General features: G+C 62.9%; 1 pseudogene. It reads right to left on the bottom strand.

The features are described 5' to 3' along the window. Window positions 1-148: 148 nt before the first annotated feature. Window positions 149-633, bottom strand: a pseudogene (locus CSC70_RS13855) (glycoside hydrolase family 2 TIM barrel-domain containing protein); the annotation flags it as partial.

Here is a 633-nt window from a genome sequence, read left to right as displayed (position 1 = left end):
TAGTGCTTGTGACGACTTGTCCAGTTACTGCATACCTTTGTCGGTGTATGCGTCTTCATTTCGAGTTTCCTCTCACTCATCGTCTTGACGTGCTGTTATCTATTCCAACTCTACAATTTCTTGTAGATTTTTTTTTTTTTTTCAAGCAGAAGTCGAAGCCGGTCCAGATGAAGCCCCCGGCCACCCATGGCCGCTCGGCCACGAACGCCCACCACGACTCGGACGAGGACGCCCACCACGGGTAGTTGCCGTCGTAGCCGCTGGTGTAGCCGCTGGCCGGATCGCGCAGGTAGTGGCCGCGCACCGAGACCGAGGACGCGGTCTCGCTCCCGTACACCGGGACGTCCGGGAAGCGGGCGTGGAATTCGTCCATCTGGTTGGTGCGGTAGTTGAAGCCGACCACATCCACCACCCGGCCCACGCCCTCGGGCCGGTCCCAGCCCTTGTCCATGGCGAAGGTGCTGGGCCGGGTCGGGTCCAGGCGCCGCGCCAGGCGCTGCATGCTGGAGACGATCCGCGCGCCGCGCGCGGTCACCATCTGCGGCTCCTCGTTGCCCAGCGACCACAGCACGATGCTGGGATGGTTGCGGTCGCGGCGGATCATCCGCGCCAGTTCGTCCAGCGACTGAGCGT

Origin of the sequence: Pseudoxanthomonas kalamensis DSM 18571, assembly GCF_010211745.1 — a bacterium.
Classification (GTDB): domain Bacteria; phylum Pseudomonadota; class Gammaproteobacteria; order Xanthomonadales; family Xanthomonadaceae; genus Pseudoxanthomonas_A; species Pseudoxanthomonas_A kalamensis.
This window is presented reverse-complemented; position numbering and strand designations above follow the sequence as displayed.